At 45.0% G+C, this 755-nt stretch carries 1 tRNA gene; it reads right to left on the bottom strand.

Annotation, left to right across the window (positions count from 1 at the left end):
* Nucleotides 1–226 precede the first annotated feature (226 nt).
* A tRNA-Pro gene (locus ACTIE0_RS24780) sits at nucleotides 227–300 on the bottom strand.
* Between the last annotated feature and the right edge of the window lie 455 nt (nucleotides 301–755).

Below are 755 nucleotides of genomic sequence, written 5' to 3'. Positions count from 1 at the left end.
GGAAACTCGCAAGCACGGTTTTGAATTGGAGTTGGGGAAGGCGACTTCCCTTTCGACCATAACTGCTTATTGATTAAGCCGTCAATAATTAAGATTTGTTGCTAAGGGATATGCGCTAATTATCCTGTGTGTTAAGACTTAATGGGGTGTATTTTGTGCGCAACGGTACGACTATCGGGTTGAGCGATATTACCCGATAGTCGTCAGGATAAGGGTTTAAGTTAAATCGGGATGACAGGATTTGAACCTGCGACTCCCTCGTCCCGAACGAGGTGCGCTACCAAGCTGCGCTACATCCCGGAGTTTTATCTCACATTTAGCTATGATAGCACATTATATCTTTAATGTGCGAGACGTTCAGGCATTAAATAGGGTTTAGATACCTGAAATAACCGCCTGGTGGGGAATTCAACCTATTGGTTGAATACAAGAAGCGCACTTCTGACCATTCCCATAACTGTTTATATGTCCCGAAAATTGGTATCATACGATACCAAATCAAGGCAGGGAACCCAAGGTCAACACACTTTGCAACACAACGTAATAATTCTTAACATAACGGAATAGTTACGGCAAAGGTGAGGGTAACTGCGATAGCCACCCCTAGTTTCAGGATTCACAACCTTGGGACTAAAGCGGGGAACGGAAGGCTTCGAGGTGTAACCTAATACCAGAAATGAGACCACTGCCAACCATCCATGATTAGGGAAACCGAATGTCCGGCTTGAACCGCCGTAAAGAGTAAGTAGCGGTGC

This window comes from Limnospira sp., from assembly GCF_051859755.1.
In the GTDB taxonomy this organism is placed as follows: domain Bacteria; phylum Cyanobacteriota; class Cyanobacteriia; order Cyanobacteriales; family Microcoleaceae; genus Limnospira; species Limnospira fusiformis.
This window is presented reverse-complemented; position numbering and strand designations above follow the sequence as displayed.